This is a genomic window from Lewinella sp. IMCC34183 (assembly GCF_003390915.1).
Taxonomy (GTDB): domain Bacteria; phylum Bacteroidota; class Bacteroidia; order Chitinophagales; family Saprospiraceae; genus Neolewinella.
Genome location: NZ_QMEM01000001.1, coordinates 1,234,488 through 1,260,564, shown reverse-complemented (window position 1 = coordinate 1,260,564; position 26,077 = coordinate 1,234,488). Strand labels below are relative to the sequence as shown.

The window sequence follows — 26,077 nt, the reverse complement described above, 5'->3', positions numbered from 1 at the left end:
TACCCGCGTGCCGCACGGCTACCGCAGCAGGGCGTTCGTATACACTTCGTCCGCCCGCAGCCGGCGGGGTTCCAGGCCGCGCGCGGTGATCCAGTCCAGGAAGGCGTTGACCCGGTCGGCGTCCATCCGGCCCCAGGTATCGGGGTCGCCCAGGTAGGGGCGGGTGCGGTTGAGGGCCTGCTTGAGGTTGATGTTGCGGTCCGCGGCCGGGATCGCCGGTTCCAGCAGCGACAGCGCCTCGCCGGGGTTTTCCTCCGTGAAGAGGTACCCCCGTTTGGTGGCCTCCAGGAAGGCTACGTAGGTGTCCCGGTCGCGCTCCACTGCGGGCTGCCCGGCCGCGATCACGGGCGAGTAGCCGTAGGGGATGGCGGAGTCCCGGAGCGCGAAGGTGCGCAGCTCCACCCCCTGCCCTTCGGCGGCCACGCCCTCCCAGTTCTGGAAGATCCAGGTGGCGTCGTGGGTGCCGTTGACCAGCGTCTCCCAGATGCCGAGCTTCTCCGGGTAGGCCGGTTGCAGGTCGCCGTCGCCGCCATCGGCGCGGATCATCTCCTGCACGATCGCGTCTTCGTAGCGCGCCCGGTAGGAGGCGTAGGAGCGCCCCGCCAGGTCGCGCGGCGACCGGATGTCGCTGTCCGCGCGTACGGCGATGGCGCTCAGGTCCTCCTGCAGCAGGGCAGCGATCGCCAGCAGGGGGAAGGGCTCGGCCTTGGTGCGGTAGCTGATGACGCTCTCCATCGGGCACAGCGCCAGGTCGGCCCGGCCGAGTTCCACGCGCTTGGCCGGGGTGGTGGCGTAGCCGTCGGCGGCGGGGTCGGCCAGCGTCACCTCGAGATCGTGGTCGCGGTAGTAGCCCTGCGCCATGGCTACGTAGAAGCCGATGTGGTTAATGTTCGGGGTCCAGTCGAGGGCAAGGGTCAGGGGCGTCATCGTGTCGGTTTGGGTTCGTCGGAAGAACGGCGGGCGGCGGGCGATGTTTGGGGCGGCGGCGCGCGGGTGCCGGGCTGTCCGGAAGAGTAAGGCACCCCTGGCTTTAGAACAAAATACATATGTTTCAGAACAAAGCGGTACGCTTTAGTACGCTTTTGGTAGTCCGGTGCGCTTTATTGCTGTCACAACGCGGTTACCCGGTTCGTCGCAACCGCGGGCACAGTTTCTTAAGGTTTAGAGAGATGAGAGAGATTTGACCTATCGTGCGTTATTCCAGTATTCACCGGACCGTAGCTGCGCCGGTGACCAAGAATTGAACTTAAGAATAATCATCTTCGATAGGTTTTTGGCCCGGGTTACCCACCCGGGCCTTTTTTGTGCCATGCTCCCGAAGCACCTGCGGCCCCGCCGACGGCTCGTAAAGCGCCCCGATCCACGCCCGGGAGCGGTCGATGGCTTCCAGGTCGACGTCCGCCCGCAGCAAATCCTCTTCCTCTTCCGACCCCCGCGGCAGGATACTCCCGTCCGGATCGACGCGTTTTACTTCCAGGTCCTCGTTCGGTAGAAGCCGTGGTGCTGGGCGACAAAGAATCCGACGTGATGAATGATCGGGGTCCAGTCTGGGGCCAAGGTCAGGGGCGTCATATAACGTGCCGGGTAACCTCCAAGAAATGGGTCGACTGCGGATGTTTATGGCGGGGCATCCCCATACCCATCGTAACCGGGTCAATGCGGACGTGTAGAATCCTAGCATGTTTGGGTTGATACGCCACGCTCTCACCCGGTGGCGGATAGTACCGGGCGACCAATAAAATTGACCAAAGATCAGTCCTCCGCCCTAAATCATTCTTCGGATACCGAATCGCATACCGCCGGCGTACAGCCGTTCTTTCAGCGTTTCATGCTGCATCGGAACGATCTGGTATCGAAAGGTAGGTTGGCCAAACAACTGCCATTCTTCTCCGAGGCGGTAGTTAATGCCCACGGACAGCTGTCCGGAAAGACTGTAAGCATTGAATCGCTCGGGGCAGTTGTCTTCGCGGCGGATGACAATTTCCTCGTCCCCCGTAGTCCGGTAACGGGTGATAAGATACAAACCTGGTAGCAGGTCCGCCGCGACGAAGGGTTGCCATCGGCCGGTACCGAACTCTCTTCGTAGGCCGATAGGAATTTCCAAGAAATGGTGGTTTACCCGCGGCGTGTATTCGTGGGGTAGGCCGGGATTAGGGATCAACACCCCAGTAGCAAATTCGGAGTTCCAATACACGTCGGTCCGCGTCTTTTGGCGATAACCCAAACTGGCCAACTGAATGCCGGCCCGTACTACGTAAGACTTTCCCAGCCGCTGATTGTAGGCTAAACTAAGGTTCCAGTTCAAATCGGGAATGTCCTGATCCTCCCGGTAAAGGAAGAAGTTGTACTCGTCAAGTTCGCCTCCATTACAATCGAGGGTGGGAAAACTGGACAGTAATTCACCGGATAGTTCTACCGATGAACCCGATTGAGCTCCAATCCCCGACACTGCGAGTATGAGAGCAAACGGGACCGCTCCACGCATGAGGATTGTTTATTGAGACAACAGATCTCGTTACTAAGGTGCACCTCAAGCTAGAGTTCTACCGGGCCTTTGCGGTCCGAGCTGTACAGCTCGGGCCGCCGCTCGCCGAGTGCCCCGATGTGGGCGCGGGCGCGATCGATGTCGGCCAGGTCGATGTCGGCCTGCAGCAGGTCTTCCCCGGTGGCGGAACCTTCGGCCAGAACCCGCCCGGTGGGGTCGATGATGAGGCTGTGCCCCGAGAATTGCGTGCCCGCGTCCGTACCGACCCGGCAGGAAGAGACCACGAAAATCTGGTTCTCGATGGCGCGGGCCCGGAGCAGGGTGGTCAGGTGATCCACGCGGCTCAGGGGCCAGGCGGCGGGTACGAAAAGCACCTGTATGCCCCGCAGCGTGAGGGTCCGTGCCACCTCCGGGAAGCGCAGCTCGTAACAGGTCATTACCCCGGCCCGCAGGCCCGACAGCCCGAAGTAGCCCAACGCATCGCCCGGCGTAAGGTGGAGGTGCTCTTCCATGGGCCGGATGGACACGAGGTGGGTCTTGCGGTAGGCATAGCGTAGTGAGCCGTCCGTACCGATGATTGCGGTGGTGTTGTAGATTACCTCACCCACGCGTTCGCTCACTCCGATCACTACGGCCGTACGCAGCTCGCGGGCCAGGGTCCGTATACGGTCGAGGTGGTTGGCTTCCCAGGCGACGGCGTGCTCCACGATGGCGGCCATCCCGTAACCGGTATCGCACATTTCGGGAAAGACCAGAACGTCTGTTTCCCCGGGACGCAGGGCGGCCAGGCGGTCGGCTACCCGGCGCAGGTTGGCCGGGACCTGCCCCAGGTCAGCATCAAACTGGCAGGTGGCGATCCGCATCGGCTACTGGGGCTTCAGCAGGCGGCGCACCTGTGCCTTCAGTTTCCAGTAGTGGATGCGGTTCCGTACCAGGGGGCCGAGGCCATCGGGCAACTTGTACTTCTGGGCCGTCTTTTCGAGCTGGGGAGTAGAGTGGCGGTAGCCTCCGAGTTCTTCGGCAAAGGCGAGGATGTCCGGGTGCTTCTCGTAGTTCCGCCATTCCTCGCCTACGGGGAAGGTTTCCCGCATGAACTGGGCCAGCGGGTTCTGCTCCACCTCGGTGGTCTTGAGCTTGGCGGGGTCGAGTTGCATGAAGGCGAGCACCTCGTCGAGGCGTTCCAGGGAAAAGATTTCTTTGGACTTGACGATCTTGTGGGGCACCTCGGGGTGCTTCTCCAGGAACTCCAGGCCCTCCTGGTAGATGACCCACCACCAGTACATGCAGCGCTCGAAGTGATTCATCTCGGCCCACTGGCCGCGTTTCTGGGGGGCGATGCTGAAGGCATCGAAGGGCGATACCTCGTGGGCGCTATCGTAAAAGGTATGGGGGTGGTAGTTGCCCATGTTGGCGCGGGAGAACGCGAAACTTACCGGGTCGCGGTGCATCACGATGATCTGTAACTGTTCGCCGAAAATCTCCAGCAGTACCGGGCAGAGGTGGTAGGACGTCCAGCCGGTTTCAATTACGGGGTGCTTCTTGAGTTCCGCCTCCCAGCGGGACAGCACGGCACGCAGGGACTTGTCGGCCAGAACCTCTTCCCGCCGTTCCGCCGTATAGGCCCGGTTGTACAGCTTGGGCTTGGAAACCTGTACGGGGATGTCCTCGTGGGCGATGTAGCAGTCCCGGGCAAAGCTGGTGCGCAACAGGTGTTCCAGATAGGTGCTACCGCTCCTCCCGGCGTTGAGGACCAGGGTTATCTTGTTCATAAAGGCCGAATTAGTGTGTGTAAAGCAGTGTGTGAGGATGTCTAAGGGTGTAAACGCTGTGCCGTATGCCAATGGAAGCCCACCGGGTGGCCAGGCGGGGGCAGCTAAACAATCACCTGCGACCCGCAAAACTTTCCAAAGCACAAAAATACAGAAGTTTCTTGTTTCCCCGGGCTCCCGGCCCGATGTAGCGGGGGCCGACGCGAGTCTTCGCGCCGGCCCCCGTACGGTAAACCTGCTCCCGGAAATGGGGGCTAGTTGTCTTTGACGTCGTAGCGGTCGAGCATCATGACCTTGTCCCACACCTTCACGAAGTCGCGCACCAGGCGCTCGTGGCCGTCGTTGGCGGCGTACACCTCGGCGATGTTGCGCAGTTGCACGTTCGAGCCGAAGATGAGGTCGCAGCGGGTGGCGGTGTACTTCGTCTCGCCGCTCTTGCGGTCGACGATATTGAAGATCATCTCCTTCTCGTCGGTGGGTTCCCACTTGTAGTCCATACTGGTGAGTACGCGGAAGAAGTCGTTGGTCAATTGTCCGGGCCGGTCGGTAAACAGCCCGTGCTTGGAGTGGTCGAAGTTCTGGTCGAGCACCCGCAGTCCACCGGTGATGGCCACCCATTCGGGGGCGGTCAGGGTAAGCAGTTGGGCGCGGTCGAGGAAGATCCGCTCGGGCTGCACGCGGTAGCCCACCTTGTCGTTGTGGTAGTTCTTGAAGCCGTCGGAAACGGGCTTCAGCCACTCGAAGCTCTCCACGTCGGTAAGTTCGGCGGTGGTGTCCATGCGACCGGGAGTGAAGGGCACTTCAATGTCGACGCCGGCGTCGCGGGCGGCCTGCTCCACGGCGGCGCAGCCGCCGAGGACGACCAGGTCGGCCAGGCTGGTGCGTACGTTACCGGACTGTGCGTTATTGAAGTTGTTGCAGATGTTGCGCAGGCTGCTGAGCACGCGATTCAGTTCCTCGGGGCGGTTGAGCTCCCAGTTATTCTGGGGCTCCAGGGCGATCCGGGCGCCGTTGGCACCGCCGCGCTTGTCGGTGTCGCGGTAGATGGCGGCGGCCGACCAGGCGGCGTTCACCAGCGCGGAGACGCTGAGGCCGCTGTCGAGGATACGCTTTTTGAGGTCGGCGATTTGCGCGTCGTTGATCACTTCGTGGTCGCGCTTCGGTACGGGGTCTTGCCACATGAGGTCCTCTTCCGCTACTTCGGGGCCGAGGTAGCGGTCCTTAGGTCCCATATCGCGGTGCACGAGCTTGTACCAGGCGCGGGAGAAGGCGTCGGTGAAGTAGTCGAAGTCGTTGAGGAACTTTTCACAGATCTCTCGGTAGGCGGGGTCCTTCTTGAGGGCGATGTCCGAGGTCATCATCATCAGGTCATTCATCTGACCGTCGATGTGGGCGTCGGGCGTCTTGGGGGCGTCGGGGTCGACGGGCGTCCACTGTCCGGCACCGGAGGGGCTCTTCACCTGCTTCCACTCGAAGCGCAGCAGATTCTGGAGGTAGGTGTTGTCCCACTGCGTCGGGTTGGGCGTCCAGGAGCCTTCGATGCCGTTGGTCATGGTATCCTTACCGTTGCCGTTGCCGACGGGGTTATGCCAGCCAAAGCCCTGGGCCTGGATGGGCGCACCCTCGGGGGCGGCACCGATCTTATCGGAGTCGACCATACCGTGGCTCTTGCCGAAGGCGTGGCCACCGGCGACCAGCGCGACGGTTTCCTCGTCGTTCATGGCCATGCGCTTGAAGGATTCGCGGATATCGCGGGCCGAATCCAACGGGTCCATATTTCCTCCCGGTCCTTCGGGGTTCACGTAGATCAGCGACTGGTGGGTGGCCGCAAGCGGGGCCTCGAGGTCGTGGACCTCTTCCTTCACGGTGCCCATCCAGCGCAGCCCGCGGTTGACCATTTCTTCGGGGTGGCCGGGGCGGGTCTGTCCGGCCATGTTCTCATCGTAGGGTTTACCCATCCAGAATTCCGGACCCCAGTAGGTGCTCATGTCGGGTTCCCAGGCGTCGCGGCGACCGCCGCCGTAGCCGAAGGTGGGGAAGCCCATGATCTCCAGCGAGCAGTTGCCCGCCAGGATGATGAGGTCCGCCCAGCTGAGGGAGGCGCCGTACTTCTGCTTGATGGGCCACAGCAGGCGGCGCGTCTTGTCGGTGTTGCCGTTGTCCCACCAGCTGTTGATGGGCGCGAAGCGCTGCATGGCCTGGGCGGCGCCCCCGCGGCCATCGGCGATGCGGTAGGTACCGGCCGAGTGCCAGGCGGTACGGATCACCTGCGGGCCGTAGTTGCCGTAGTCGGCGGGCCACCACTCCTGGGAGGTGGTCAGCATCTCCTTGATGTCGGCCTTGAGCTGCTGAAAGTCCAGGCTCAGAAAGGCCTTTTTATAATCTTCGTCGCTGAGGGGGTTGGCCTGGGGGAGGTCCTGGTGGAGCAGCTCGACCTGGAGGCGGTTCGGCCACCAGTCGTTAGTTTGTGGAGCGGTACCCATGGCTCCGCCTACGCGGTTGCCGCGGAAGGGGCACTGGGTGAGGTTGTCTGGATTTGCTAAGGTCTGCATATAGCGTCTTTTTGGAGTGGGTTAGTGAAAGCCAAAAGGCCGGTGGTGGGTTGTCACTATTCGGTATTTTCTCGCGCCTACCGAATCCTAGAATAGTGAACGACAGCGGCCGGCGGCTACGATGGCTCCGGCTGGGGTGCAAAGCGGGGCGGGAAGTTTCTTTACCATGATGGCCTTCGCGTTACATAGCCAGTTAATAATATGTATGGATGTGCCCTAAATCGGGTACACTCCCGGTGGGTTTGGGCAATACCCTGTTAGGTCTAAAGTTTTTGCAAAAATCCGACATGTGTAATAGTATTGCCCTCAATCATTTACAGCTCGTGATAGGACATCTTCGATTGCTAACGTATGCCCGGTGAATACTACTTTCATACGGGCCGGCCGGGCACCCGCTCACCGGCCGGTAGACGGCGAGGACTGCCACACACGTGGCCCCAACATCGGCCGGCGGGTCGTGTTGTAGTCCCAAACACAATCACCATGCTACGCTACGCCATCATCTTTCTCGTCCTTACGCTGGTTATGGCTTTCCTCGGGTTCGCCGGCATCGCCGTGGCCTTCGCTGAGATTGCCAAGATCCTTTTCTACATCTTCCTGGTCCTGCTGGTGATCAGCCTGGTGAGCCACTTCTTCCGCAAGACTACCTAGTAGGATACTATTCTTTCCCCGGCCGCACCGGGTTAGCTACTGGTTCCGGGCAAGTAAAAATTAACAACCCGGATACCCCCCCCGCCAACGACTGGTTTGGTGCGATGGTACGGTACTATCAGGTTTGGCTCGCGCACCTGAAAACAAGGCCCAGACCTCGAATTACGCTGTTAAAGGCAGCGTTGCACACCTGTAGGGAGTGGGGGCACGGTACTTGGATGGACTACACTCCTTTGATCAATCCAATGCAGGGCGGGGGGCAACAGCTTCCATAGTCTTTCGTAGGGGATGATTTCCGTATCCGGAAAGCGGAAGGTATTCACGGGCAGTAACCGCAACTCCCGAAAGTATTTGTCGCCTGACGATCCGCTTTCCGGTCCCTGACGATACAAATTAAGCAGCGCCTTGAGAAATAATTTGGTTCGCTGGCTATCGTCTTCCCTGAGGTACCGATAGACGTACCGCTCAATGGCTTCCGGGCTTAATGCATGCCCTCCGCTTGAACCCAGGTAGGCGTCCACTAGGGAGATGATGATGAGGTGTACGTTCAGGTGTGCCTTGTCCTTGTTTGCCTCGGTAAAGGTATTCAGGAACTTAGCCATCCGAAAGGCCGGAGCGCCGGTGTCCGGTGCCGGCGCCGGGCTTACCAACCGGCTCAGCAGCTGCAGGTAGCCACGAAAAATATCGTGGCGTTCCCGTGCCCGGGGGGGGAGGGCCAGGAGTTCCGATTCGGGGATTTCCGCAAGAAGTTTACCGGCCTCCGTATAGCGTTGGGCGTGAAATTCGTTGAAGATGCGCAGTTGCCGGACCTGGTCACGAGTAGTGGGGTTGCCCAGCATCAGCGCCTCCATTGCGTTCGCCACTTTTTCTACTTCCCGGAAGTGATGTAGGTGAAGGTGCGCCACGGCGGCTTGCCCGAGGAAGTCCGTGTAGGCATCGGTTGCGCTCTGGGTTACTGGTGGCGGTAATTTTGCCAGGCGCTCGGCCAACTGCAGAGTCTTGGCGTATGCCCCCTGGGTGTTGCAGCGTACGGCGCGTAAGTAGGCGGCGGTGTACGTCAGGTGCCCCTCGAGTCCGGGTCCGCCGCAGTCGGCACATTTTCGAGTGCATCGTCGATATAGGCAAGTAAGCATTGTTTGTCTGGTTCGTCGATGCGCATTCTTTTTACCTCCCAAAGCTTGTCTTGCATATTGGTTATAGCCAGGTAAAGGGATTTGGCTTGCCGGTAGACCTTGGTATAATACGCGTAGTCGCTACCCGATGCTGCCGGTTCCGTACTGCGCCGCCGAAGGATTCGGGCCGCAAGCATGACGACTTGCGGTAGGTGAGCCTGCTCAGCCTGCTTGATGGCCTCGCGGAGGTATTGATCCACTAGCCCGGAATAATGCTGCAATCGGGGCGAGATGGCCAGGTAGTAATACTTCTAAGCTTCCGCCCGTTGCTGTTCCGCTGGCCGACCCTCTCCACGCGGTTGTGCAGTGGCCACCATCAGCCCATTGATGAGGCCGTTCTTTAGCCGTTGTCGGATCTTTCGGTAGTGGGTCCCCGTGCGGTCGACGCCCAGGGTTTGGGCAGCGCCTTCGTCGGTGGGATCCTTAGCGGTGCGGAGGTACTCCGCCAGCTGGAGTGCACGCTGATTCAGTTTGTTGCGCGTATCCAGGGGAAGGTTATCTCGGTAAAGGGCCCGCTGTAGTATTACTAATTCTTTCATGGGCGCTTGACTATCCAATGGGTTGAAGGCGGTGAATCCGGGCCCTAAAGGGGCGGCGGAATAAGGGAAAGCACTACAAATACGTAGGGAAGATACGTACAACACCGGCTTTTACCAGCCTAATGATTTGATGTTCAATCGATAACAGACGTACGAGGAACAAACCCGGTAGTTTGGCGCGGGTCAAAACGGGAAAAACTGTCATTGACCCGCTGCACGTTTGACGGCATCTTTAACGGTAGAAGCACACCACCAACGTTTACCCATTGAATCTTCCGGTTTGAAACACCTGCTTTTTCTGCTTGCGTTCCCCCTCCTGGCCTTTGGGCAGGATACGGGCAAAGACAGCACCAACGTCATCGCTGGTAAAATTACCGATACGGCAACTGGCGAGGGCATCGCCTACGCTACGGTGTACTGCGGCCGCTGCACCTACGGCGGTACGGTGACCAGCGCAGAGGGCGATTACGTCCTGACCTCACCGGTGGTATCGCCCGCGATCCGGGTTGATCACATCATGTATCGCACCCTGGAAACCACGGTCGGCGAAGGCAGGTCCGATCTCCGCCTCGCCGCCGAAGTACACGAACTTCCGGAGGTGGTCGTCGACGGCACCGAGGCGCTCAAACTCGTTGAAGCCGCTTACGCCAGGCTCGCCGGCCGGGCGGACCGCTTCTACCGGGGCGAGGGCTTTTATCGCCAGACTACACGGATGAACGAGGAGTATTCCGAACTCTTCGAATACTTCGTCGACCTCAAGTACTCTAATCAGGGCATCGCCGACTGGAAAGTGAAGACCGGCCGCTACGCCGTAAACCCGATTCCAGACCGCTTGCTCTTCGAAAACCAGTCGTACTTCACCCGCGGGTGGAAGGTGCATAACGACGCCTACGATCCGGCGAAATTTACCATTCCGCTCAACCCGGCCACCTACCGGCTCTACGACTATCGCATCGCCGGTCGCATTCAGAAGGAAAGCGGAGAGGTGATCCTGATCGATGCCTTCCCCACCGACGAAAGCGCCGACGGAGTGATTGGTGCCCGACTCTACATCTTCAAGAAAACGGCTACGCTGTTGCAGGCCGACTACACCCTGACCCACCTGAACATCAGCCAACCCCAACGGGGGGTGTTCGGCCCTGCGGGCCTGACGGCGTCCATCCGCTTCCGTACGGCCAACGCGGGCGACGCGCTCATCCAGTCCATGACCACGCAGACCACCTTCCCTTACCATGCCGACGGAGCCACTTACGCGGTGGAGGTCAAATCACTCTTCCTGAATTTTTCGCCCAAAACCATGAGCGGCACTGTGGATGCCGTGGCGGGCCTGAATTTTGCGGACCTCAAGGAAGTCTCCCGCAAAAAATACCGAGCCAAGTGGTGGGACCGCCACCCCGTCGTGGCCGCTACCCCGGTAGAGCAGGCGGTGATCGACAATTTCAACCGGGCCGACTACTTCGGTAACTACTTCGACGAAACCAAGTAGGTCCCTTCCCAAACGCTGACCGATGAGCTACTTCGACGCCTACTTCACGTGTGCGAACCGGACGGGTATGCAGCGGACGGACTTCCCCGCCGAAACCCTGAACCGCCAACAGTTTTACGTTCGCCTGGTCGACTTCTTCGCCCCCGCTTACTCGCGGCTCTCCAGAGAATCGCTGGCCACCATCGCCGGAGTGGGTTACCTCTACTTCCAGTTCTACTTGAGCGTGGATACGGTGATGGACGAAAAAGAACTGCACGAGGAAGAGAAGCGGATGCTCCTCAAGCGGCTCACCTACTTCGAACAGGCAGTCAGTAACCTGGGCAGGAGCTTTCCGCCCAATTCCCCCTTCTGGACCCGGTTCGGCGACTGCAAGCAACAATTTTATCGCGCCGGAGCGCAGGAGAAAAGAATCTCCCAGATCCGGCCGGGCTTCACCGATGCCTTGTTCCTGGAGCTGGCGGAAGGTAAGTCCGCGCTCTGTTACGCCACCATCCACGCCCTCGACTGCCTGGACGATCGGCGGGAGCCCTCGCTTCCCCTCCTGGAATGCATCCGCGACATCCACCTGGCTTTTCAGTACCGGGACGACCTCGGGGACTTCGGTAAGGATCTGGCCGCCGGCCAGTGGACCCAGGCGCAGGATTGGGTACGTATCTACCTCCAGCAGGAAGGATTACTCCAGGAGGTGACGCCCGCCGAATGGCACAGCGTCTTGTATACCAGTGGCATCGCCCACCGTATGATCGATGCTGCCATCCACCGGTACGAGGATGCCCTCTCCCGGACGGTGACCCTGGGCCTGCACGAGCTGGCCGACTTTATTCGCCGGGAGATAAAGGACTGTACCGGCCAGGCGTTCGAAATCGACCTCTTACTCCGGAAGACCGAAGCGCTATGCCGCCGGGCGGACCTTCCGAGAATCAAGGGGCTAGTACTGGACAGCCAGTACGAAGCGGAGTGTGCCGAAACGGTCGCTACCCGTTTCCTGCTGGAAGGGTTGAACGACCACCCCGGCGGCTGGACAGACTTTATGACCACGGCCGGGGAGGGCACCGGTTGGGTAACGGGATACGTGGCTCTGCAACTGGTAGAAAGTGGGGTGACATCCGCAGCGCTGGACCGCCTGCTCCATGAACTACAAGGGGCTCCCGAACGTGGTACCTACAACCAGAGCATTCAGCGCGACGGAGATTCCTGCACGTTTCTCTATGGTGCACTCACCACCGCGCGGCGGGCGGTAGACCCTTCTTTCGTATCCAGGTGGACGGAATTTCAGGACGGCGACGGGGGGTGGGCCACCTACCGAGACGGGGACAGCCTGGCCGAGCGCCTAGAAATTCCGGTCGCCGCAGGCGTAGCGGGCTGGTTGAGCCCCAAGGCCTGCGTGACCGCCGCGGCGGCCTACGTACTGGCTGGCGGGCGTGCGGGCGGAAATCAGGAACATGGTACCGGAGATCCCCTTGTCTACCCGGTCGGCCACCTCCTTGCGGGGGTAGCGAAGGGTAAGGGCGCGGTTACCTGCCAGTACCAGGTAGACCGTGAATACGCCGATTAGGAACAGGAAGAGATTCTCGTGACCCGGCATCCGGGCGATAACCAGCGACAGCAACGCACTGCCAATCATGCTCCGGGAGAACACGCGGCCCGCCCGGGTATGCCACCTCCCGCCCTTGCGGGCTACGATGCTGACGGCGCCGGTCAGCAGGCCCAGCCCCCCCAGGAAGGCGTGCAGGTAGATCAGAACTTGAATGACTGCTTCCATAGGTGTGGTCGTAAATCGTGGCGGCCGGCGTCGCCGGTTACTCCAGTTCATCGGCTCCGGCATCCAGTTGCTGGCCGTCCCGCGGGTCACCTTCGAAATCTACCGTTGGGAAATCCTCGATGCCCGTAGCCGCTCCGGTGGCCGCGGAGGATGCCGTGATGCGCAAATCCCGGCCGGCAAAGTCCACGAAGCCGATGTCCCCCCCGCCGATCACGTTGCCGGCGGCGGCGTAGGGCAGGGTGGTGTAGACGTAGTTGGTCCCCCCGTCGGTCCGTATCGCCACGTTGCCAAGCCACGCGGCCGCAAGCCCCCGCAGCCGGTCGTCGACGGCGACGGGCGATCGATCGTGGCTTACGATGGTATTGAAGCGGATCCGCGCCGCACCGATGTGGTTGGCCGGCGTACCGTCGCTCGTCAGGTTGATACCCCGCTTGCCGTTGTCGAAGATCATATTGTTCTCGATCAGCAGGCTCTCCCCGTGCCCGGGGTGATCGGAATAGTAGCTTATGCGTGGTCCGCGGCGCGGGAGAGGCGATTCCGGGCGATGGTGCCGTAGGTGCGGATACTGATGTCATTACCACCGTTATTCCGGACGTGGTAGATCACGTTCTCCGCTATCGTCACGTTGGGGCCCTGCCAATAGATGCCGTGGTGGGGCTTCCCGAACCGGCTTGCGGTGGGGTCGGTGGCTACGTCGTAGATCCGGTTTTTCCGAATCACCGCATTGGTGTGGTGCTCCGGTGCCAGGATGCCGTTCTCCCCGATATCGTGAATCACGTTGTAAGTGATCCGCGTCCCGTCGGAGGATCCGCTGTTCCTGAAGCGGATAGCATCGCCCGTAATCGTGGTAAATTCGCAGTCCTCAATGCGGAGATTATCAACGTCGCGAATCTGCAGTCCGTCACCGCTAATGTTTTCAAAGCGGCAGTTGCGCAGGATGGTCCCGTCGTAGTCGTGGCCGTCAATGAGCAGGGTAGTGCGAAAGGTTTGCCCCTCGATTATACCCGGTTGTACGGACTGGCCGATTAGCTCCCGGCTACACCGGGAGAGGATCAGCAGCAGCGGTAAAGTGAGCAAGCAAAGTCGCACGAAGACGGTTTAGTAGCGGAACGAAAACAGTAAGGGCCAAATTACTCCACCTTGCATGGCCGAAGTATTTGGGTGGAGATCCGCGCCATCCACGGTCGAATCCCCCCGGCCTACCGTACGATCACTGGTCCAGTTTCAGCAGCGAGATCCCATGTCGCGGGAGTACCAGCTCCACCGTGGCCCGGCCGTCAACGACCTCCACCCACTGCGGGGATCCGTACAGGTCCAGTTGCCCGGCCGCCTCCAGTTCCGCGGTCTGTGCTTCGCTGGGCGGCTGTGGTTTGCCCATCTCCTTGAACAGGGTATAGGAGTTGCTGTGTTCCTGATCCACCCGGTAGTGGGTGAGCAACGTGGGACCGTCCTCCCCGAAGCCGCCGACCTCCACCCGCACCGGCGTAGCCGGGACGGCCAGGTTGTCGTCGTCGTGGTAGTTCCACACCAGCACGGTAGTCGTGCCGTTGCCCGTACTGGCCAGGGCGTTGACGTCGTCCCGGGCGCCCCGTACGCTGCCCTCCACGATTGCGCGGGCGTCGTAGGCCAGGGCATCCTGCTCCACCGCCACGCGGGTATGGGCCATCATCCCGAACATGCGGAAGGTGTTCAGTACCGGCTTATCCACGCCGTTGGTGGCCATGTCGCGGAAGCCGGCGTACCAGGCCTGCTCCTCGAACTCGAAGCCCCAGGTCACCGCCCCCAGCAGATTGACGCCGTGGTGGGCCGCCAGGTCGTGCTTACGGGCGAAGGAGGCGGCGGTGTAGGCCGCGTACATGGTCCCGTTGCGGTAGGCGTTGTGGGGGTAGTCGGCCTCGGAGCAGGCGGCGCAGCCCTCCGGGTCCGACTCGCCGATGATGATCGGCAGTTCCTTCAGGGTGGGGTAGGAGGCCACGATTTCGAAGCCCTTGTCGATGTCGTTGAGCTGGGCGCCCATATTCATCTGTACCATGTCGCCGTTCGGTCCCTCCACCACCTTGGGGCTGCCCTTCGCGTGGAACGAGATGAAGTCGAGCGGAGAGCCCGTTTCCCCGGTGGCGTAGTTGGTGCCCGAGATGGTGTGGTCCAAAAAGGTACGTAGAAACTCGGCGGCCTTGTCCCAGCCCGGCCCCGTGGTCTCCGGCCCGCCGACGCGGGCGGTAGGCAGGGCGCGTTTCACGGCGTCGGCGCTGTAGTCGTACAGCTTGATGTACTCCTCGGTGGTGCCGCGCCAGTAGCCGATGTTGGGTTCGTTCCAGACCTCCCAGTACCAGCTTTCTACCTCTTCTTTTCCGTAGCGCTCCACGCAGTGGGTCACCCACTGGTACACGAGTTCCGCCCACTTTTCGTAGTCGTTCGGCGGGTAGGCCCAGCCGGTGAAGATCTCGTCGTATTCTGCGCCGGGCTTCCAGTAGTGGCGGTAGGGATCGGGCTTGCTCGAGAGCGCCTCCGGCATGAAACCGATCTGGGCGAAGGGCTTCATGCCGCGGTCCACGTAGGTATCGAAGATGCTGTCTACCAGAGTCCAGTCGTAGACGGGGTTGCCGTCCGCGTCCTCGGTGTAGGCGTTGGTGCTGCCCCACTTCAGGCCGTAGGTGCCCTCGCCGGTCACGAGCAGGCTGTGGGCGCGCACGTACACCGGCACCGGACTGAGCTGCGCGATCTCGGTGAGCAATTTGCGGCCATCCTTCATGTAGGAGTAGTTTGGCTCGTCGTAGCCCCACCACGCCCAGATGGGATCAAGGGGCCCGAGTTCCTGGTCCAGGTCCACGTTGATGGCCACAGTATCGGTGAGCGGCGATTGGGCCGGCAGGGCGGCGGGGCGCAGGTGCAGGGCCAGCAGGAAGAGACAAAAGTGGAGGGGTTTCACGATCGACGTAGTTTTGGGAGGAGCGATTGTCGGGTAAGTTAGGGGTAGTCGAGCTTTGGGTTGCCCCCGGGTTGAGGGCCTCCGGCCCGACGCCCACGCCAGGGCAGCTGTCATTTTCTTCGTTACACCATCATCTCAATCGGACCAGAGGTCATCAAACCGTGGTTTGCGGTGCTACTGCACCGGTTCGATCCCGCCCCCGGGTTGAGGGCCTCCGGCCCGATGCTAGTGGGCGGGCGGCGAGCGGCAACCCATCATTGTTCCACTGCCCCATTTCCTCGGTCGGACCAGAGGTCCTCAACCCGTGGTTTACGGTGTTACTGCACCGGTTCGATCCCGCCCCCGGGTTGAGGGCCTCCGGCCCGACACCTACGCGAGCGTAGCAAGCGGCATAGCATTTCGCACTTCCGAGGCAGAAGCTCCTTTACATTAATCGCTACCTATAGCGCACCTGATTGACGGGGGAAGACCGTAGCCCAAACCTGCACCACCGTCAGCCCAAGTTGCCCTCCTCTGCAGCTGGCGTCAACACGCCGGTGAACATACTGGCGAGTTCAGGGTGGACCCAGGTATTGGGCCAATCGGACCATTGCGGTACCAGCTTAACTTTTACCGGGTTGTTTAGCACGTACCACATCACCCGCAGAAACTTTCCCTGCCTGATTCGTCGGTCGAAATACCCTTCGGCCCAAAACGGATGACCAGTAGTGCCCAGCAAGTTGTTGGCGGTCCGGCTGGTGAAATTTTTGTGACGCCGGACGATCCTACCCATTGGAACAGGGGCCAAGCCTTCCCCCAGGGAAAGCACTACGTGGACATGGTTACTCATGACGCACACCGCCCACAAAGAGATTTCTTTCCGCTTGTGCAGGTAAAGCCAAGCGTTGATTACCTGCTCAGCCAGCAACGGTCGTTGCAGGAGAAAGGGCCCGTTACTGGTGCCATGCAGGGCCTTTTCCATCGCGTATTCATAATCGGCTTGGATAGCCCACCCGCCGGCCTTAAGGTGTTCTTCGCGTAGTCGCGGCGGAAGGTCCAGTGCCTCGGCTTCCAGCCGAGCCAACTGCCGCTTGCGGCGATCGGAGAGTATCGTAAGGTGGTGACGGGGTACGCTGCCGAAGAGGCGATAGGTGAGGTGAAAGGCGGCGTGCGTAAGGTGATCGTGCGGAATTTTGGAAGCCATACCACAATTATAAAACAAATTGTTTTTTTTGTTAAATTCCGTTCTGCATCAATCTGATCGGACCGGAGGTCCTCAGCCCATGGTCGCCGCCGGGATGAGGGCCTCCGGCCCGATGGTCACGTGATCGGCGGGCTGTCACATTCCCTTTCTCGGTGGACCATTCAAATCGGACCGGAGGTCCTCAGCCCGTGGTTGGCACCGGGATGAGGGCCTCCGGCCCGATTGTTACGCGAGCGGCAGCCTGTCGACTTTCTTTCTCAACGCATTATTCTGATCGGACCGGGGGGGCTCAGCCCGTGGTTGTTAGTGGGATGAGGGCCTCCGGCCCGATTGTTACACGAGCGGCAGCCTGTCGACTTTTGACCTCAGTGCATCAATCCGATCGGACCGGAGGTCCTCAGCCCGTGATTGGCGCCGGGATGAGGGCCTCCGTCCCGATTGTTACGTGATCGGCAGCCTGTCGTACTTTCTATTTCGGCGCATCATTTTGATCGGACCGGAGGTCCTCAACCCGGGGTCAGCCCACCCGCCCGTTACCAAGTTACGCACCCATGCACCTGCGGCCCCGCCTCGCGCGTTGTACCTTTGCGCCGTCCCCAAAAACGGGTGCCCTGATATGAGTGAAGCCATCCACCACGAGTGCGGACTAGCGATGATCCGGCTCAAGAAGCCACTGGATTACTACAATAAAAAGTACGGTACCCCCCTGCACGGCCTCAAATGCCTGCAACTGCTCATGCGCAAGATGCGCAACCGCGGGCAGGACGGCGCGGGCATGGCCACCATCAAGCTCGACCACCCGCCGGGCAAGAAGTTTATCAGCCGCAAACGCAGTAACGCCTCCAATTACCTCGACGACCTCTGGGCGGGCGTTTACCGCCGCTTCGATACCCTAACCCCCAAGCAACTCGCCGACGGGCAGTGGCTTAAGGAAAACCTACCCTACACTGGCGAGGTGATGATGGGCCACCTCCGCTACGGTACCCACTCCACCAACGCCATCGAGACCTGCCACCCCTTCCTGCGGCAGAGCAACTGGAAGACGCGCTGCCTCATCGTGGCCGGCAACTTCAACCTGACCAACGTCAATGAGCTCTTCCAGGAACTGGTGGAGCTGGGGCAGTATCCGAAGGAGAAGTCGGATACCGTGACCGTGCTCGAGAAGATCGGCCACTTCCTCGACGACGAGGTGCAGCGGATCCACACCTGGCACAAACCCGACGGCCACACCAACATCGAGATCAACGACATCATCGCCGAGGAACTGGACGTACAGCGGCTGCTGAAGCGCGCCAGTAAGAAATTCGACGGCGGATACGTCATGGGCGGCATGATCGGGCACGGCGACGCCTTCGTGATGCGCGACCCCGCGGGCATCCGCCCCGCGTTCTGGTTCGAGGACGATGAATTCGTGGCCGTAGCCTCCGAGCGGCCCGCCCTGCAGACGGTGTTCAACATCCCCATCGGTGCGATCAAGGAGGTGGAGCCGGGCCACGCCCTCATCATCAAGAAGAGCGGCAAAACCAGCATGGAGCGCTTCACGAAGGAGATGCCCCGCGCCGCCTGCTCCTTCGAGCGCATCTACTTCAGCCGCGGCAACGACCGCGACATCTACCTCGAGCGCAAGGAGCTCGGCCGCCGCCTGGCCGGCCCCGTGGCCGAAGCGGTCAAGTACGACTTTGATAACACCGTCTTCAGCTACGTCCCCAATACCGCCGAGACCGCCTTCCAGGGCATGATCGAAGGACTGGAAGACGAGCTTCGCCACTGGCGCAAGAAGGAGATGAAGAAGCGGAGCAAGGAGGGGAAGAACGGCTTCGGCAAGGTCCTCAAAACCCAGGTCCGCAACGAGAAGATCGTCGTCAAGGATGGGAAAACCCGCACCTTCATCGCCGATACCAGCAGCCGCGACGATATGGTCAGCCACGTCTACGACGTCACCTACGGTATCGTACGCGACAACGTGGACACCCTAGTGCTGCTCGACGACAGCATCGTGCGCGGTACCACCATGCGCGATTCCATTATCAAGATCGTGAGCCGCCTGAAGCCCAAGCGCATCATCATCGTCAGCAGCGCGCCGCAGATCCGCTACCCCGACTGCTACGGCATTGACATGTCGAAGATGGGCGAGTTCGTCGCCTTCAAAGCCATGGAGGCCCTGCTGGAGGAGAAGGGCAAGAAGAAGCTCCTGAAGCAGGTCTACAAAAAGGCCGTCGCCGAGCTGAAGAAGCCGGACAACAAGCAGAAGAACGTCGTCAAGGAACTCTACGACCAGTTTAAGTACGCAGACGTCAGTCGCAAGATCGCCCAGATCATGACCCCCAAAGGTACCAAGCCCCGCGTCGACGTGATCTACCAGACGATCGCCGACCTGCGCGAGTCCTGCCCGAACAACAATGGCGACTGGTACTTCAGTGGCAACTACCCTACACCGGGCGGTTTCCGGGTGGTGAACAAGGCCTTCGTCAATTACATGGAAGGGAGCCTCGACCGGGCCTACTGACCTGCCCCAGTGGGCAATAAGCGGACGTGTTATCGCGGCAATACGTTACATTAGGTGACGTTCAATCCGTGTGTCCCGCTTATGCGGGAGATGCCACTCACCCGTATACACCCCACGCATGTCCAATCATACCCTGGATGGCGGTTTCGTTCGGCCCGCCCGGGAGATTACCGATCCTAAGGAAATCGTCCGCATCAACGACCTCAAACTGGAGGCGAACGAACAGAGCAAGAAAGTCCGCTACGGACGCTACGTACTGTACTTTCTGATGGGAATGAGTCTGCTCTACGGGCTCGGCCTCGGCTATTTTGGTTCGGGAGACGTCGATAGTAGCGATGAAGCCCTCTGGGGCGGCATTATTATGGCCGTGCTATATGGGGGCTTTGCCGGCCTCACATTCCGGTGGCCCGCGGTGGGCATGGGGCTGGGGCTCGCGCTTTACCTCTTCGATCATACGCTGGCGGCACTGGAGGATCCTACCACCGTCCTGAATGGCATCTTTGTCAAGGCGGCCGTCCTGTTCGGACTGGGCATCGCGATCGTGTCGGTGTTCCGTTTGCGCAACCTGCTGGCCTCCCTCGCCGCCCACCGCATCCCGGAGGAGGAGCTCGCCCTGGGTCGCCGGTGGAAGGATATTCCCCGTACGCCCCAGGTGAAGAAGACCGCCGCCCCGCCGGATGCGCCTTTTTCTACCGCTGGGTAACGGAAAGTCGGGCGCAAGTAGGGGAGGGTAGTGGCACCGCGGCGCGACCGCAGGTCTGACCTAATCCGTGTAATCCCGCATCAATCCTGCGGGAATCTGCGGCCATCTGTGCTGAAGCGCAGCGCCTCCGTGTCGTCGCAGGCGATCTGTGGTAAAACTGGTTCTACTGCCAGCCCCCCGTTCTTTTCCCTTGATGGAAAAGAACCAAAAGATCAAGCCTGTGCGCCCGCCTGCTCGGTGTCCAAACCCCTAACCGGCTAAAACCTACAAACTCGCACCAGCCACACCCACTTCGATCAACTGCGTACCCAAATAATGCCATCTCGATAACTCGGCACCTTCACCGGCTCATACAGTGTAGGTTTTTTCACGCCGGTTAGGGGCCCGGCCCCCGGGCGTTCGCAAGGGCGGTCTCCCTAACCCGTCTGACTCTTTGGTCAACTTGGCGTGTTTTGGTAGCTAGGTGGGTGTTGATTCCTCCGGAGCAATGCGCGCCGGTGCCGCGGACAGACCGCAGGTCAGGCCTATCCGTGTAATCCCGCATCAGTAGTACGCGCTATTGCATCAGTCCTGCGCGCCTCCGCATCAGCCCTGCGGGAATCTGTGAAAGTCTGTGCTGAAGCGCAGCGCCTCCGTGTCGCCGCAGGCGATCTGTGGTAAAACAGGTTCTACTGCCACCCTCCGTTCTTTTCCCTTGATGGAAAAGAACCAAAAGATCAAGCCTGTGCACCCGCCTGCTCGGTGTCCAAACCCCGAACCGGCTAAAACCTACAAACTCGCACCAGCCACACCCACTTCGATCAACTGCGTACCCAAATAATGCCATCTCGATAACTCGGCACCTTCACCCGCTCATACAGTGTAGGTTTCTTTACGCCGGTTCGGGGTCCGGCCCCCGGGCGTTCGCAAGGGCGGTCTTCCTAACCCGTCTGACTCTTTGGACAACTTAGCGTGTTTTGGTAGCTAGGTGGGTGTTGATTCCTCCAGAGCAATGCGCGCCGGTGCCGCGGACAGACCGCAGGTTGGGCCTAATCCGTGTAATCTCGCGTCAGTAGTACGCGCTATTGCATCAGTCCTGCGCGCCTCCGCATCAGCCCTGCGGGAATCTGTGAAAGTCTGTGCTGAAGCGCAGCGCCTCCGTGTCGTCGCAGGCGATCTGTGGTAAAACTGGTTCTACTGCCAGCCCCCCGTTCTTTTCCCTTGATGGAAAAGAACCAAAAGATCAAGCCTGTGCGCCCGCCTGCTCGGTGTCCAAACCCCGAACCGGCTAAAACCTACAAACTCGCACCAGCCACACCCACTTCGATCAACTGCGTACCCAAATAATGCCATCTCGATAACTCGGCACCTTCACCGGCTCATACAGTGTAGGTTTTTTCACGCCGGTTAGGGGCCCGGCCCCCGGGCGTTCGCAAGGGCGGTCTTCCTAACCCGTCTGACTCTTTGGACAACTTAGCGTGTTTTGGTAGCTAGGTGGGTGTTGATTCCTCCGGAGCAATGCGCGCCGGTGCCGCGGACAGACCGCAGGTCAGGCCTATCCGTGTAATCTCGCGTCAGTCTTGCGGGCCTCCGCATCATTCCTGCGGGAATCTGCGAAAATCTGTGCTGAAGCGTAGCGCCTCCGTGTTAGCCGCAGGCGATCTGTGTGAAACCTGTCCTACGGATGCCGCGGACAGTCCGCAGGCCATGCTCATCTCTACAGTCCCACTTTCAGTCGTGCGCGCCTCCGCATCAGTACTGCAGGGATCTGTGGCCATCTGTACTGAAACGTAGCGCCTCTGTGTAAGCCGCAGGCGATCTGTGTGAAACTTTCCCCCCCTAAAGCCAACGATCCATCCCGTACCCAATAGGTGCCGGGCAGACGGACGCCGCCGAAATCCCCACCCCACGGTCATACATTGTCCACTACTTCGTTTCTTACAGTCGTCGTATCATGCTGAACCGTAATCACGTGCTGGTGAGCGCCCCCCGTCTGCTGGGGCTGCTGCTGCTTTTAGTGCTCTCCGCTTCGGCGGCGGGGCAGAACTTCCCGTACCACTTCGAGTACCTCACCACCGACGACGGCCTGCCCCAGAATACCGTAGACGCCATCTACCGCGACAGCCGTGGCTTTATGTGGTTCGCTACCTGGAACGGGCTGTGTCGCTACGACGGCTATGAGCTGCGCACCTTCACCGCCCAGCCGTCCGAGGGACCGGGGCTGCCGCACAACTTCGTTCGCACACTCGCCGAAGACCCGCAGGGGACCCTGTGGATCGGTACGGTCGCCGGCATCGCGCTCTACGACCTCGGGCGCGAGCGCTTCGTAAGTACCGCCGACCTGCCCGCGGCCCTCCAGGTGGGCGACATCTCCGTCGTGGTGGGTGATGCCACCGGCGCCATGCGCATCGGAACGCGGGACGGTCAGCTCTTCGTGGTGCCGCCCGGGGGCGGCGCGCCCACTGTATACGCCCTGGGCAGCGGCTCGGTGAATGCTATTGAGCCGGTATCGGACGGGCGCGCCTGGATCGGGACCGACGACGGGCTGTGGACGATCGGTCGCACCGGCAACGAACCCCGCCGCGCGGAGGTCAGTGAGCTCGACCGCCTGCCTACGTCCGAAGTGCTTTCCCTCCACGCCACGACAGACACCCTCTGGATAGGTACCATGCACGGGCTGCTGCGCAAGGTGACCGCCGACGGAGCCGAACGCCTATTTGTGCATGACCCCGCGGATCCCGGTAGTCTGGTACACAACTCGGTGACCGCCATGACCCGCGACGGAAACGGCCGCCTTTTACTGGGTACGTTGGGAGGATTGGCAACCTACCAACCCGGCAGCGAAAGCTTCGGACGAGTGACCCACCGCACCGGCGCTACGCCGCAGCTGAATAACACCTTCGTCAATTCCCTGCTGGCCGACGACGTCGGCAACGTCTGGGTGGGCACCGAGAAGGGTGGGGTAAACCGCTACAACCTGCACCAGCACCGCTTCGGTACGGTAGGCGTCACCGCCCCGCCGGCCGCGGCCGGACTGAACGCGCCTACGGTAAACTCCATCCTGGCGGAAGGCAATACCCTATGGCTGGGTACCGCAGGGGGCGGGCTCAACCGCTATCACCCGGACAGCAGGGTGGTTAGCTATTACCGCCACGATCCCGCCGATCCCAACAGCCTGAGTGGCGACTTCGTGACCTCCCTGTTGCGCGACCGGTCCGAAACGCTGTGGATCGGCACCTGGGGCAACGGGCTGAACCGCATGGTGGACGCCGCTGACGGCAGTCGGTTTGTTTCCGAGCCCAGTGCCCCGGGATTCATTTCTTCCCTTTGGGAAGACCCGCGGGGTTTCCTGCTGGTCGGCGCCCTCAGCGGTCTCTACCTGTTCGACCCAACGAGCGGTACCACCACACCTATCACCGACCCCGACGGCGAGCAAATCCTGTCGGAAGTGGGCTGCCTCCTCCGCGACCGCGGCGGCCGGTACTGGGTAGGCACGCGCAGGGGACTGTATCGCTTTCCCGCCACCGCCATCGGTCCCGGCGACGCCCGGATCGAGGCCGCGGAACTGGAGCACTACCGGGCCGATCCCTCCGATTCATTGAGCCTGCCCGGCGACTACGTCCTGGCCCTGCGGCAGGCCCGCGACGGCCGTATCTGGCTGGGGACGTACGGCCACGGCATCGCCTACACCCAGGAGAACGGTGAAACGGACAGACAATTCCACCGCTTCGACAAGGGCGACGGGCTCTGCAACAACGTGGTCTACAGCATCGAGGAAGACAGCAACGGCCGCCTCTGGCTGGGGACCGATCATGGGCTGGCAGCCTTTGATCCCCGCCACAAAAGCTTTAGGAACTACTTCGTGGGCGATGGCCTGCTGAGCAATCAGTTCTACTGGTCGGCGAGCCACCGGGACGATGATGGCCGCCTGTATTTCGGTACGGTGGCGGGCCTCAACTATTTCCATCCCGAGCAGCTGCGCCCCTATCCCTACCAGCCGCGCGCGATCCTCACCCGGCTCGAAGTACTCAACGAGGGCGTTGTGCCGGGAGAGGTGCGGCACGGGCGGGTGACGCTCGACCGGGCGATCTCCGAAGCTACGGAAGTACACCTTTCCTACCTGGATAACGCCTTCTCGATCGGCTTTTCCTCCCTCGATTATTTCCTCCCGGAACAGGCCCGTTTTGCCTACCGGCTGGAGGGCGTTGACCAGGAGTGGGTGACGGTTTCCTCGGATCGCCGCTTTGCCAGCTATACCAACCTGTCGGGCGGAACGTACACCTTCCGGGTGCGGGCCGCCCACGGCGACGGACAGTGGCAGGATACGCCCACCGCTCTACGGGTGATCGTATACCCGCCCTTCTGGAAGACCCTGCCGTTTCGCCTGCTCGCCGTGGCCCTGCTGGTGCTGCTCGTCATCGGGTACGTGCGGTGGCGGATCCGTTACCTGCGCCGGCAAACGCAGCGGCTGGAACTACAGGTCCGGCAGCGGACCCTCGAGATCGAACGACAGAAAGAGCACCTGCGGTCTACCAACCAGGAACTTGGCGAGCGGCAGAGCCGGATCGAGCAGCAGGCGCGCGAGCTGGCCGTACAGCGCGACCAGCTCATCGACCTCAACGAGCGGGTACGGGCGGTTAACGAACTGCGGCTACGGTTCTTCACCAATATTTCCCACGAGTTCCGTACGCCGCTCACCCTGATCATCGATCCGGTGGCCAGCCTCCTCCGCGACTTTACCGGCTCGGCCGACGACCGCCACACGCTCACCGTCATCAACCGAAATGCCCAGCGGCTGCTGCACCTGATCAATCAGCTGATGACCTTCCGGCAGCTGGAGGAGGGGAAGACCCGCGTCCGGGCGGCCCGAACGGACGTCAACGCCTACCTGCGCGACCTGTTCGCCTCCTTCACGGACCTGGCCGAACACCGGGGGATCGACTTCCGTCTTCGCCTGCCGGACCGGGAAACCCACCCATGGCTGGATACCGGCAAGGTGGAACACATCCTGTACAATCTGCTGGCCAACGCTTTCAAGTATACCGGGGAGGGGGGATCCATTCGCCTGTCGTACCGGCAGGAAACGGTGGATCGGTCCTGCCTCGCGGTTTTCCGGGTGGTGGATACCGGCGCGGGAATGGAACCCGACCACCTGGGTAAGATATTCGAGCACTTTTACCAGTCGCCCACCACCGAGAATGCCACCCTGCCGGGGTCCGGTATCGGCCTGTCCCTGACGCGCGAGCTCGCCGAGCTGCTAGGCGGCACGGTCTCCGCAACGAGCGCGCCGGGGCGTGGCTCGGCCTTTACCGTCAGCCTCCCCTGTTCCCGGTCCGCCTTTCCTCCGGATGCGGTGGTGGAGACGGATACCGTCCGCCCGGGCCGCCTGACCGTGCCGGTAGCCGCCCTGCGCGAGGAATTGCTAGCTGCCCAGGGACCCACCGATAGCCCCGCCCCCGCGCCGGAGCGGGGCGACCAGCCGCTCGTGCTGGTCGTGGAGGACAACCGCGAACTGCGCGAACTGCTGGTACGCAGTCTCCGCCCCCGCTACCGCGTGTTGCAGGCCAGCGACGGCCGCGAAGGCTATGCCCTGGCCCGCGAGCATGCGCCGGACCTGCTGGTGAGCGACATCATGATGCCCCACATGGACGGTCTGGAACTGTGCCGTCGCCTTCGCAGTGATCTGGAAACCTCCCACGTGCCGATCGTGCTCCTCACCGCCCGCGCGCTCGTGGAGAATCAGCTGCAGGGACTGGCCGTGGGGGCGGACGACTACCTGCCCAAGCCCTTCGACCTGCGTATCCTACTGGCGCGTATCGAGTCGCTGATCGCTTCCCGCGAGCGGCTGCGCCGCCGCTTCCTTGCCGATCCGGCCCCCGCACCCGCAGCGGATGACCTCGGGCCGGTCGACGAGGAATTTTTGGAGAAGGTGTACACCATTCTCGGGAGCGAGTACACCGACGCCACCTTCAGCCACGACCAGCTGGCCGCCGGGCTCTGCGTGAGCCGGAGCCTGCTGTACAAGAAGATCAAGTCGCTGACGGGGCTGTCGGTCAGCGATTTCGTCAACGTGTACAAGCTTAAGCGGGCCGCCCAGCAATTGCGGGAGGCCGGCGTGCCGGTGTCCGAGGCCGCCTACGCCTGTGGGTTCAGCGATCCGAAGTACTTCAGCCGGCTGTTCAAAAAGTTCTTCGGGGTATCGCCCAGCGCTTATGCGCGTGGCGAGGCCGCCCGCAATCCCCTGCCGCAGGCCTAGGGCGGCGGATTGCGTCCCGTATCCGACGTCTTCGTAGAGTAATCCCCGCCACTGGTCTAGTAGCGTGCATCCTTCCGTACATTATGTAGTCCTTTGGACTAACCC

At 61.3% G+C, this 26,077-nt stretch carries 19 protein-coding genes; 7 read left to right on the top strand and 12 right to left on the bottom strand.

All coding sequences use genetic code 11. The features are described from left to right. Positions 1 to 18: 18 nt before the first annotated feature. Positions 19 to 927, bottom strand: coding sequence for an ABC transporter substrate-binding protein (locus tag DQG19_RS05265; protein ID WP_116125136.1), 909 nt, complete (start codon positions 925 to 927; stop codon positions 19 to 21). A 382-nt stretch (positions 928 to 1,309) separates the two neighbouring features. On the opposite strand from DQG19_RS05265, the gene DQG19_RS20790 reads away from it, so the two are divergent. After that, the gene (locus DQG19_RS20790) at positions 1,310 to 1,492 is read left to right on the top strand and encodes a hypothetical protein (protein WP_157974334.1); all 183 of its coding nucleotides are present in this window, start codon (positions 1,310 to 1,312) and stop codon (positions 1,490 to 1,492) included. Between the two features lie 273 nt (positions 1,493 to 1,765). On the opposite strand, the gene DQG19_RS05255 is transcribed toward DQG19_RS20790, so the two are convergent. From DQG19_RS05255 to katG, 4 genes are all read right to left on the bottom strand, one after another. Then, on the bottom strand, positions 1,766 to 2,485 hold the full coding sequence (locus DQG19_RS05255; RefSeq protein WP_116125134.1) for an outer membrane beta-barrel protein: 720 nt from the start codon (positions 2,483 to 2,485) through the stop codon (positions 1,766 to 1,768). A 50-nt stretch (positions 2,486 to 2,535) separates the two neighbouring features. Continuing rightward, on the bottom strand, positions 2,536 to 3,348 hold the full coding sequence (locus DQG19_RS05250; RefSeq protein WP_116125133.1) for a nitrilase-related carbon-nitrogen hydrolase: 813 nt from the start codon (positions 3,346 to 3,348) through the stop codon (positions 2,536 to 2,538). Positions 3,349 to 3,351: 3 nt separating this feature from the next. After that, a complete protein-coding gene (locus tag DQG19_RS05245) occupies positions 3,352 to 4,254 on the bottom strand; it encodes a hypothetical protein (RefSeq protein WP_116125132.1) in 903 nt (300 codons plus the stop codon). A 254-nt stretch (positions 4,255 to 4,508) separates the two neighbouring features. Then, entirely contained in the window at positions 4,509 to 6,806 is a 2,298-nt protein-coding gene (gene katG / locus DQG19_RS05240; RefSeq protein WP_116125131.1) for a catalase/peroxidase HPI, read from the bottom strand. 483 nt (positions 6,807 to 7,289) lie between these two features. Here katG and DQG19_RS05235 point away from each other — a divergent pair, with 483 nt between their 5' ends. Continuing rightward, complete coding sequence (locus tag DQG19_RS05235; RefSeq protein ID WP_116125130.1) at positions 7,290 to 7,457, top strand: DUF1328 domain-containing protein; 168 nt, start codon at positions 7,290 to 7,292, stop codon at positions 7,455 to 7,457. A gap of 170 nt (positions 7,458 to 7,627) precedes the next feature. Here the strand turns inward: DQG19_RS05235 and DQG19_RS05230 are convergent, their stop codons facing one another. The 3 genes from DQG19_RS05230 to DQG19_RS20785 all read right to left on the bottom strand — a co-directional run bounded on the left by DQG19_RS05230 (position 7,628) and on the right by DQG19_RS20785 (position 9,168). Further along, entirely contained in the window at positions 7,628 to 8,446 is an 819-nt protein-coding gene (locus tag DQG19_RS05230) for a hypothetical protein (RefSeq protein ID WP_116125129.1), read from the bottom strand. A gap of 68 nt (positions 8,447 to 8,514) precedes the next feature. Continuing rightward, the gene (locus DQG19_RS05225) at positions 8,515 to 8,829 is read right to left on the bottom strand and encodes a hypothetical protein (protein ID WP_116125128.1); all 315 of its coding nucleotides are present in this window, start codon (positions 8,827 to 8,829) and stop codon (positions 8,515 to 8,517) included. A gap of 51 nt (positions 8,830 to 8,880) precedes the next feature. Continuing rightward, a complete protein-coding gene (locus DQG19_RS20785; protein ID WP_157974333.1) occupies positions 8,881 to 9,168 on the bottom strand; it encodes a hypothetical protein in 288 nt (95 codons plus the stop codon). 280 nt (positions 9,169 to 9,448) lie between these two features. Between DQG19_RS20785 and DQG19_RS05220 the strand changes: the two genes are divergently transcribed. Together DQG19_RS05220 and DQG19_RS05215 are read left to right on the top strand one after the other, a co-directional pair. Then, a complete protein-coding gene (locus DQG19_RS05220; RefSeq protein ID WP_157974332.1) occupies positions 9,449 to 10,654 on the top strand; it encodes a carboxypeptidase-like regulatory domain-containing protein in 1,206 nt (401 codons plus the stop codon). A gap of 22 nt (positions 10,655 to 10,676) precedes the next feature. Further along, positions 10,677 to 12,209: a hypothetical protein gene (locus DQG19_RS05215; RefSeq protein ID WP_116125126.1), complete on the top strand. Its 1,533-nt coding sequence runs from the start codon at positions 10,677 to 10,679 to the stop codon at positions 12,207 to 12,209. Between the two features lie 244 nt (positions 12,210 to 12,453). Here the strand turns inward: DQG19_RS05215 and DQG19_RS05210 are convergent, their stop codons facing one another. From DQG19_RS05210 to DQG19_RS05195, 4 genes are all read right to left on the bottom strand, one after another. Next, complete coding sequence (locus DQG19_RS05210; RefSeq protein ID WP_116125125.1) at positions 12,454 to 12,867, bottom strand: hypothetical protein; 414 nt, start codon at positions 12,865 to 12,867, stop codon at positions 12,454 to 12,456. A gap of 53 nt (positions 12,868 to 12,920) precedes the next feature. Beyond that, positions 12,921 to 13,505, bottom strand: coding sequence for a right-handed parallel beta-helix repeat-containing protein (locus DQG19_RS05205; RefSeq protein WP_157974331.1), 585 nt, complete (start codon positions 13,503 to 13,505; stop codon positions 12,921 to 12,923). A 121-nt stretch (positions 13,506 to 13,626) separates the two neighbouring features. After that, positions 13,627 to 15,345 carry a GH39 family glycosyl hydrolase gene (locus tag DQG19_RS05200; protein WP_232826441.1) on the bottom strand — a complete coding sequence of 573 codons (1,719 nt, stop codon included), beginning with the start codon at positions 15,343 to 15,345 and terminating at the stop codon, positions 13,627 to 13,629. Positions 15,346 to 15,838: 493 nt separating this feature from the next. Then, entirely contained in the window at positions 15,839 to 16,528 is a 690-nt protein-coding gene (locus DQG19_RS05195) for a transposase (protein WP_116125122.1), read from the bottom strand. Positions 16,529 to 17,144: 616 nt separating this feature from the next. Here DQG19_RS05195 and DQG19_RS05190 point away from each other — a divergent pair. The 3 genes from DQG19_RS05190 to DQG19_RS05180 all read left to right on the top strand — a co-directional run bounded on the left by DQG19_RS05190 (position 17,145) and on the right by DQG19_RS05180 (position 25,972). Further along, entirely contained in the window at positions 17,145 to 19,034 is a 1,890-nt protein-coding gene (locus DQG19_RS05190; RefSeq protein ID WP_116125121.1) for an amidophosphoribosyltransferase, read from the top strand. 118 nt (positions 19,035 to 19,152) lie between these two features. After that, entirely contained in the window at positions 19,153 to 19,737 is a 585-nt protein-coding gene (locus tag DQG19_RS05185) for a hypothetical protein (protein WP_116125120.1), read from the top strand. 1,933 nt (positions 19,738 to 21,670) lie between these two features. Next, entirely contained in the window at positions 21,671 to 25,972 is a 4,302-nt protein-coding gene (locus DQG19_RS05180) for a two-component regulator propeller domain-containing protein (RefSeq protein ID WP_116125119.1), read from the top strand. Positions 25,973 to 26,077: the final 105 nt, after the last annotated feature.